The 8,690-nt window shown below is 33.6% G+C and carries 8 protein-coding genes; 1 reads left to right on the forward strand and 7 read right to left on the reverse strand.

Annotated features, from left to right (window positions below):
• Positions 1-124: 124 nt before the first annotated feature.
• From mcrC to ACKI3D_RS10140, 7 genes are read right to left on the reverse strand one after another with little or no spacing between them, the layout of a single operon-like run.
• Complete coding sequence (gene mcrC, locus ACKI3D_RS10110; RefSeq protein WP_407394215.1) at positions 125-1,168, reverse strand: 5-methylcytosine-specific restriction endonuclease system specificity protein McrC; 1,044 nt, start codon at positions 1,166-1,168, stop codon at positions 125-127.
• On the reverse strand, positions 1,158-3,758 hold the full coding sequence (locus ACKI3D_RS10115; protein ID WP_407394217.1) for an AAA family ATPase: 2,601 nt from the start codon (positions 3,756-3,758) through the stop codon (positions 1,158-1,160). The genes mcrC and ACKI3D_RS10115 overlap by 11 nt, the downstream gene beginning before the upstream one ends.
• Positions 3,759-3,783: 25 nt before the next feature.
• Positions 3,784-6,753 carry an ATP-dependent helicase gene (locus ACKI3D_RS10120; protein ID WP_407394219.1) on the reverse strand — a complete coding sequence of 990 codons (2,970 nt, stop codon included), beginning with the start codon at positions 6,751-6,753 and terminating at the stop codon, positions 3,784-3,786.
• Between the two features lie 54 nt (positions 6,754-6,807).
• On the reverse strand, positions 6,808-7,215 hold the full coding sequence (locus tag ACKI3D_RS10125; protein WP_407394221.1) for a hypothetical protein: 408 nt from the start codon (positions 7,213-7,215) through the stop codon (positions 6,808-6,810).
• A gap of 52 nt (positions 7,216-7,267) precedes the next feature.
• Positions 7,268-7,642, reverse strand: coding sequence for a hypothetical protein (locus tag ACKI3D_RS10130; RefSeq protein WP_407394223.1), 375 nt, complete (start codon positions 7,640-7,642; stop codon positions 7,268-7,270).
• Positions 7,643-7,683: 41 nt separating this feature from the next.
• The gene (locus tag ACKI3D_RS10135) at positions 7,684-7,944 is read right to left on the reverse strand and encodes a winged helix-turn-helix domain-containing protein (protein ID WP_407394225.1); all 261 of its coding nucleotides are present in this window, start codon (positions 7,942-7,944) and stop codon (positions 7,684-7,686) included.
• 15 nt (positions 7,945-7,959) lie between these two features.
• Positions 7,960-8,217 (reverse strand): hypothetical protein, encoded by a 258-nt coding sequence (locus ACKI3D_RS10140; protein WP_407394227.1) that lies wholly within the window; start codon positions 8,215-8,217, stop codon positions 7,960-7,962.
• A 230-nt stretch (positions 8,218-8,447) separates the two neighbouring features.
• Between ACKI3D_RS10140 and ACKI3D_RS10145 the strand changes: the two genes are divergently transcribed.
• Positions 8,448-8,690, forward strand: a 243-nt coding sequence (locus ACKI3D_RS10145) for a helix-turn-helix domain-containing protein (RefSeq protein ID WP_407394229.1), incomplete at its 3' end; no start/stop codon positions are given.

The raw sequence follows: 8,690 nt of genomic DNA on the forward strand, positions 1-8,690 counted from the left end.
AGTTGACATCTAATTACCCTAAAGAATTATTAGAAAAATATGCACATCTTATTATTAAATATTTATTTATCTTTATTAATAACAATTTTGTTAAATGCATATAATTGTACAAAGCAATAACAATTTAAAAATATTCAAAAATAATCTCATCTAATTGTTCTTTAATTAAATCGAAATCATAATTCAAATCAAGAGTTTTAACTGAAATTTTATTGCCACTCATCACATACTCACTATTGGGTTGAATACTCTGATTCGTGCGAGCGTAAAGTAACATTCCACTAACTTCAACATTGTTTCCCTGATGCTCAATCTGTTTATTTTTAACATAAGTAAAAATCTGATACAAGTTATCTGAGTGATGTATATTCTTTCCATAATTTTCTGAAGTATTCTGTGAATAAAATTTGGCATCAATGATTAGAATTTTATTTTCATACTCCAAAGTCACATCGGTTTTCATCTTTGGAAGCAAAAAGTCCACACCGCTATCAATCTGCCAATCAATTTGTGGAGCATGAGTTTTTATCTTAGGATGTTCCTTTTTAAAGTAATTCAAAAGGAATTTCTCATATAATGAGTTCATTTGCTGGTCATCGAGAAACTCCATTACCTTAACATCCCCCGAAGCTTCAGAGTGAATCAATCCATTAATAGCTAGATAACATACATTTATTAGCATCTTATAGGTCTGGTTGTTTCTGTCAAATCTGATTTTCCAATTGATTGAATTGACGTCAATCAGGTCAACATCACTGAAATACATCAGCAGACGTTTCAGCTTCTTCCTTCGAGCAGAAGAGATATCTATCTTAACCAATAGATTAAATGTGGATTTAATAATTTGGTTTAAATAACAGTTCTCTGAAAATTCATCATACGTACAGTTCAACTGCTTTTTAATGAAAGACTGGGAATTGATTGACTCGGTAATGTTAATCTTACCCCTTACAGATGAAGTGGTCTCGGTTACATCAATGTAATCCTTTACAAGACCCTGTTTAATCTGGCGAGATACGCCAATAATCAAGATTTCTGAAAGTAAATCTGCTGTGTTTTCAAAGCTTTCCGCTTCTATCTTTTTATATCCCTTCTCATTCAAGACTCTGAATGCATAAGAAAGCATATAATAAATGTTTTTAATGTAAATTGTTTCATTAACTATCATTAATGACACTTCTTAACCTGTAAGACCAATCGTCAACTTTATCTGTCTCATCAAACCAATACTCTTTTAAAAGTGGAATCAGTTCATATTCTACAATATAATGCAATTTCTCATCAACATCTTCTGCCTTAATATTGCACAGATAACTGTGTCCTATTCTGAATCCTTCACCCAGACTTTCATCATCCTTAATATCTTGATTTAATTCTTTCATTACCTCAATTAGATTATTGAATTTATCGTTTTCAAGTTCATATTGATAGCTTTTGAATCCATTTGAATCAAAGCCAGGTTTTAAATCGAAAAATGCAAATCTGCGCCTTAGTGCATAATCAATCATGGCTAGAGATCTGTCAGCAGTATTCATTAAACCGATAATGTAGACGTTTTTAGGTATGAAAAAGAATTCATTTGAGTATAATAATCGAATTTTATTTTTTTCTCCACGTTTATCATTCTCAATGAGCATAAATAGTTCACCAAAGATTTTACTGAGGTTTCCTCTGTTAATTTCATCAATTATAAAGAAATAATCATTTTCAGAGTCTTCTTCTGCATCTTTACAGAATTGATAAAATGACCCTTCCCTTAATTCAAAACCTTCTTTAGACGGTCTGTAACCCATAACAAAGTCCTCATAGGAGTAACTTTGATGGAATTGAACCATCATGACACGATTACTATCTTTTACACCCATTATTGAATATGCTAATCTTTTTGCCATAAATGTCTTTCCAACTCCTGGAGCGCCTTCAACGATAAGATTTTTCTTATTTTTAAGCAAATTTATAAGAATAATATAATCTTTTTCATCAATATAAACTTCATCAAGGAATTTATCAAGATTATACTCAGGATAATCTGGTATTACAATTCCCCCATCATCAACTAACTCAACAAGTTCATTTACTAAATCGGGAAAATTAGTTATTTCAGTTAATGTTTTTGTAATTAAATTTCCTTTTTCATAAGTCCAATTTCCTTTATGAGTCCAATCAACTTTTCGAATATTATGGAAAGAGTTTTTTGTATTATATTCATAGCCAGACTCGACGATTCCTCGCCCAATGATTTCACTAGTTCCATTTTTAACAAATATTATGTCTCCAATTTGCATATCATGAACAAACTGCCAACAAGCATGAGCATCATTTTTATGAGAACTATTATCATTGAAAATCTCTTGGAATTTAAATTTAATTTCTTCTTTAGTTTTATACTGATTTAAATCTCCAGTTCCACTAAAACCAATTCCAACTTCTCCATTTTTATAAAAATCCTCCCACCATATGCTTTCAGAACCAGCAGAAATTAACCAGTATTTAGTTGTTTTAACATCCCCATCACCAATTCCTTTACCAGAAGAATCATCATCTTGATTATCTCGTTTTAAAACATAAGCCATATGGGACAATTCTGGGAAATTATCAACATTAGAATTATTTAAACTATTTTTAACTTCTTTACAAATTTGAAGATATTCTGCTCCTCCAGGAGGAGTTTTTAAAGAGTTAATTTTATCCCTAAATTCTTTAGAAAACATCTCATGTGAAGACAATAAATTACGACTATTTGTATCTAAATTAATAAAAGTGAATGGTCTAATCCAATTTAGACCCATTGTAATATTCCAACGGATTCCTTGTTGAGTTAATACATTATTAAAAGCACTTATAAACTCACCATTATTGTCATTTGAATAGTTTAGTGCAATTTCAAAAAGCTCCCATAAATTATTTATATCATTTTCTCCACGATTTTCACTGAAGAGGAAAAATGCAGCTTTAAGGTTATTTACTGTTGCAATTCCATGAAATGAATTAGGAACATTATTGTTTAGATTAAATTCCTTTTTTATTTGATTTAAAATATTAACCCTATTTTCATAAGAAATTTGTTTGTTGAAAAGTGCAAATACTGTAAATGGATCAATATCAAATGGAATAATATCTCTACCTTCCTCATCTCTTTCTAAGGTAGGTAAAGTCATGCCTAATTCATTAAAAACATTTTGAATCTTATTAATTAATTTACGACGATTGTCTTTATATTGCAATAATTTATCAGCAAATTCTATGTAGAAATCTGTCCATTCAATTTTTTCATCATTTAATTTATATAATATTTCATTTTTAGCTGTTTCATTTAAATTAAAAATAGTCATTACAGATTTTAATGGTCTTAATGCAGTTGGTGATAATTTATCTTTGGATGTTTCACCAATCCATTCAATATCGCGGAAATGATGGTAAAAATCTTTATCTTTATCATACTTTTCAGCTAATTTTTCAGAGAAATAATAATCAGAAGTAATTTTTCCTACTAAATAATTATGTGTTTGAGGATTATATGAAATTACATAATCTCCAATTTCAAAATCAATTGCAAATTTAATAACTTGAGCTGAATTTAAACCTAAAGAAGTTTTACTTGCTTCAGGATATTTTTTTGCCATAATGTGTTTAATTTCATCAGGAGTTTTACCGGATATATCTCCAATTTCCCATCCAATAGCTACAATATTCATTTCTTTAAAATCATCTATTAAAAATGCATTTTCACCAGCTCGAACCATCCACATATTTACCATATTTACACACCTCAATTTTATTTAATTAATCACCACAAATTATCCTAAATTTACAATATTCACAGAAATTGCTTTTCTTTTTAGGATATTCTTCATCGATAATCTTTAAAGCAACATCATTCAGTTTATCCATCTGCTCTGAAATCTTTTCATCAGTAATAACTACAGTATTGGTATAGTCACTTTTAACAAAGTGGGTTTCCCCTTTTTTAATATCAAAATCATTGAATTCGAACAGTTCACTTAAAGCTGAAGCATAGATATATAGCTGCTTTTCGTAATGCTTTATCTTATGGTCATCAACTTCAGCATTCTTGTAGTCCAGAATTGCAATCTCACCATCACCAATCTTATAAATCAAATCGATTGCACCATTTAAAATATAGTTTTCCCTTTCAATTTCAAATGGCAGTTCACTTTCCAAAACATCCTGTTTGACCGAATACTCATTAAAGTACTCGTGAATGGACTCCTTCAGCTGATTATAGTCATCCGAATCATCGTCAATCTCAAACATTGACTCATATACCTCTTGAATAACCCTATCCAGCTCATCATCCTGGATATATTCCTGATCTTTCAGTTTCAAATTGACCTTTTCCATCACTTCGTGAAATACTGTTCCGAGATTTGTCACGTTTTCATCCGAAACCCTGAATCCGCAGTTATAAATCAGGTTATACATAAACGGACACAGGTTGTATGTAGAATAACTTGAATAGTTAAGTTTCAGCTTTTCATCATCAGAGCTTGAAAATTTCTTTTCAACAACAACATCATCCAGACAGTCCATGCTAAACTCTTTCAGCGAATCTTTAAGATTGTTTATAGCATTTGGAGTCTCTCCGACACAGGAGAGTATCAGCAAATCGGCCGCACGTGTCATTGCAACGTAAATGATATGTGCCTCTTCGCTCTCTTCAAGTTCATTTTCCTTTTCAAGAGAAATATTGCGTTTATACTCAAGATACTCATTTGGAGTGTAGAAGGTTTCCCGACCGTTAATGTAGTTTTTCTCGCGATTTTCATCTTTAACAACCATCGGAAACTTGTCTTTTTCAAGCGTTGCTACAATTGTTACCGGAAACTCCAAACCCTTAGCGGCATGCACTGTCATCAGCTGAACTCCTCCATCAGAGGAAAGATATGAACTGTAATCACCGATGGCTCTGTTGAGGAAGAAATACAGTCCCTTAATGTCAGTCTGGGAAATGAATGATTCATAGTTATAGATGGTCTGTGTCAATGCTGCAAGGTTGTTTACCTCTTCAATATTGTTTTCAATATCTTTAAAGTAATCACCAAGTGAAACTAACCTGTAATAGACTTCTAAAATAGTTGGAGGCTCTTCACAATCTATTTCTTTTCTTAAATTCTCTAAATCAGAAAAGAACTTCCCGTCATTTTCATTTTCAATTGCATCCAAATCAACAACCGGCTTTTCAACTTGTGAAAAGATTTCAATTAATGTATCCATGTCCTCGTTTTTCTTGATGTTGTGGACTGCCCTAACTTTGCCCTTGCCCTGAGTTGCCCTTGCCTCATTTTCAACGCGTAAAAGCTCAGCTTGAAAACTTTCCTGCAGGTTCTTAAGATACTCTTTAGTCTCATCTGCAAGTGCCCAGAATGCAGGCTCAAAGTTTTCACCGCAGAATGCCTTAAGGTTCAACTCCTTAAGCTCATCAGCTGATGAGATATATCTTTTATCGCATCTTCTGGTAATATACCAGAGCAAAGTCAAAAGAGATTTTACTTCATCCTGGTCTTTCAAATCAGCCTGACCCCGAATGGTAAAGTCAATATCCTCACCATTCAGCAGATCTACTAATAAAGGAATGGTTTTATTGTAGTGTTTTCTGTATAGAACCGCAATGTCACTGTACTCCAGGCCCTTTTCATCATGCAAATGTTTGATAATGTTAAAGATATTTTCTGCTTCTTCAGCTGGAGTTTCATTTTCCAGAATGAATGAATCGTTGTCATAATCTTCGTTGGCGCTTTCAAGATGCTTTCGGGAATACTCCTTTCTGTAATCCCCAATAAATGAATCGGTTAACTTAACAATGTTTCGGGTGGATCTGTAATTCCTGTTCAAACTGATGATTTCAGGTGAGTTCTTCTCATACAGTTCCTTGAAATAATCATTGAATGAACTTCTAAAAGCATATATGTGCTGGTCAACATCCCCCACAGCCGTGAAGTAATCAGCGTTTTTCCTTAGTATTTCAAAAATCCTGAACTGCAACGGGTCGGTGTCCTGAAACTCATCGATTAATATAGCATTATAAGGGGTTTCAGGGTCTTCTTGAAGTTTTTCCAATGTCTTGAGCTGCAATGTATCATAGTCAACATAGCCGGATTCATCCAACAGCTTGAGGTACTTCGGATATGCTTCAGCAATTCTTTGATATCTTGCATTGTACCAGTCATCCTTGAAATCATTGTCATCAACTCTTTTTTTGGAGAAGTGTTCTAGTGAATTGATGAAATCAAGATAATCCTGTGAAACTGGTCTGTTCTCCTTGATGTATCTGACCAGCTCATCTGAATCAACATTAAAGCTTGTGTATTCACCGAATTTGCTGATGACTGATGGAATCTGATAATCAAAAACAGTATACGGACCTGTAAAGCCCAATTGCTTTTTAAATTTCTGAATGAACAATGCCTTCTTTTCTGAATTGTCATCATCAAGCAGCTTGAATACTTCATCTTTGCCTTTAAGATATTCCAGACAAAAGGAGTGAATTGTTGAGATTTGCATTTTGGAGATATCCTCTTTTGAGAGGAATTCTTTCAATTTGTTTTGAAGGTTTTCAGCAGCCTTCCTTGTAAATGTGATAACAAGAAATGTTTCGGGACTGACTCCGATATCGATTAGATGTTTGATTCTCTCAACAATGACAGTGGTTTTACCTGAACCCGGACCTGCCTCAACAAGCAGTGTGCCTTTTCCATAATAAATGACATCTTTTTGGTTTTGATTAAATTCCATAGATTGCCAACACCATTTAAATTTTTAATCATGAATTTTTATATTCCAACTAACTTATTCTTCATAATCCTGATCTAATGGGAACCAATAACTTTCTCCGCTATCCTCATCATACATTCTTTTATATCTATTTCCATCATCATCTGTTTTTACGGGTTGGTCATGTAAGTATGACCAGTCACTACCACTTTGTTGTGATTCATCCCATTTATCCACATATTCATCTGTTCCATATTCAGGTTCATCTTCTTGGGAGGAATCAGAGTATTGGCTTGAGGATGTTGATGTAGCATTTTCAAAAGTTGCATTTAAAGTGGTATTAGTTGTATTAACCACAGTAGTATTATTTTGTAAATTATCTGAATCAAAAATCGTTAAACTTAATATTGCTCCAATCAGTATAATAATTATTATAATTAAAAGGACGATTACAATTTTTTCCTTTTTATTCAATTCAGACACCTAATTAACATTCAATTGCGAAAATAAATAATTTAAAAGTATAAATTAATATCTATTTCTCAAACTTCCGCAAATCAAGTTTCCAGTTCTTGTAGGCCAAATCCTTATCAGTTTCACTCCATTCAAGACCTTCGGCCAAGACCTTTTTCTTCAGGACTTTCAAACTCCTGGACTTCAAGCCGCTTCCACGGTAGCACCAGTAATCCCCATCACGGTAAACATTCAAAAAACCAGTTACATTATCCTTATCTTCCTCAAGGGATTTGGCGGCAAGCGCTTCATCGAGTACTCTCCACTTAAGCCCATACAGACTGACAAGAACCTCAAGCTCCTTTAAAGTGTTTGCCTTAAGTGACCGTTCCCCGAACTGATACTCCCAGCTCTTGTCGTCCAGCTGGTAGACATTCATGAATCCTGAAAACTTCATGTTTACTATTCTATTATACAAGATTAAAATAATTTTTCAAATCATTCAAGCTTTTCAACAATCTGCTCTCCGGCATCGGTGAGGCGGTAGAGCCTGCCACGGCGGACCTCTTCGTTGATGCATTCGGCAACTCCGCAGTCCTTGAGCTCTCGAAGCACTTTGGATATGTGGTTTTTCCTGATTCCGGTATCCCTTGCGATTTCTGAGGGCATCTTCACGTCATCCTTAAGGGACTTTACGGCTCTTGCCCTGTAGCTTGAAATACTAACATATGCATATTTTTTTAATGTTTCATCATCCATATTAACACCTTATACTCATAATTTATCACATTCCTGAATATACATTTTTCCATTGCATTCGTATGCGAAGGCTTCCTGGCCGAGCACATGGTTGCTTTTGGCAAACCACTCCCTGAAGATTTCCTCTGGAAAGTCATCGCCTGAAGTGAAGAGGATTATCAGAAGCTCTTCATACTCCCTTGACTTGTAGAATGACTTCACCTCACTCATATATAGGCTGTCGAAGCCATTCTGATGAAAGTGACTAATCAATTCATCAAGAGCATCCTCCAAATCAAGCCTGACAAGTTCCCCCTCGCAACATTTCGAGAGGGGAATGTGGAAAACGTATCTTTTATCTTAATAGTGAAAGAATACCCCGACCTCTTTAAGGTCGGGGATGAATTTCACAAAAGGAGGTATTGGGGAATACTTTTCAAATGCTCTCTCTCATTTTCATTATATATTATAATTATTTATAATTATTATTATATGCATTAAATATTTATGGGGTTGAATGTATTATGAAAGGTGTTAATCAGGGTTTAGAGGTTAGGTTGTATCCTGATGAGGATATGAAGATTAAAATTAACCAGAATATAGGCAATTCCAGATTTACATGGAACAAACTCTTAGAAAGCTATCAGAACACCTATAAAATATTCAAACTCCATGGTTACACTAAGCTGAAGTGCAATATGACCACTTTTAACACCATGTTAAACATGCTCAAAAAAGAACATGATTTTTTAGGATTAAGCGAATCA

Origin of the sequence: Methanobrevibacter sp. (assembly GCF_045586545.1) — an archaeon.
Taxonomy (GTDB): domain Archaea; phylum Methanobacteriota; class Methanobacteria; order Methanobacteriales; family Methanobacteriaceae; genus Methanocatella.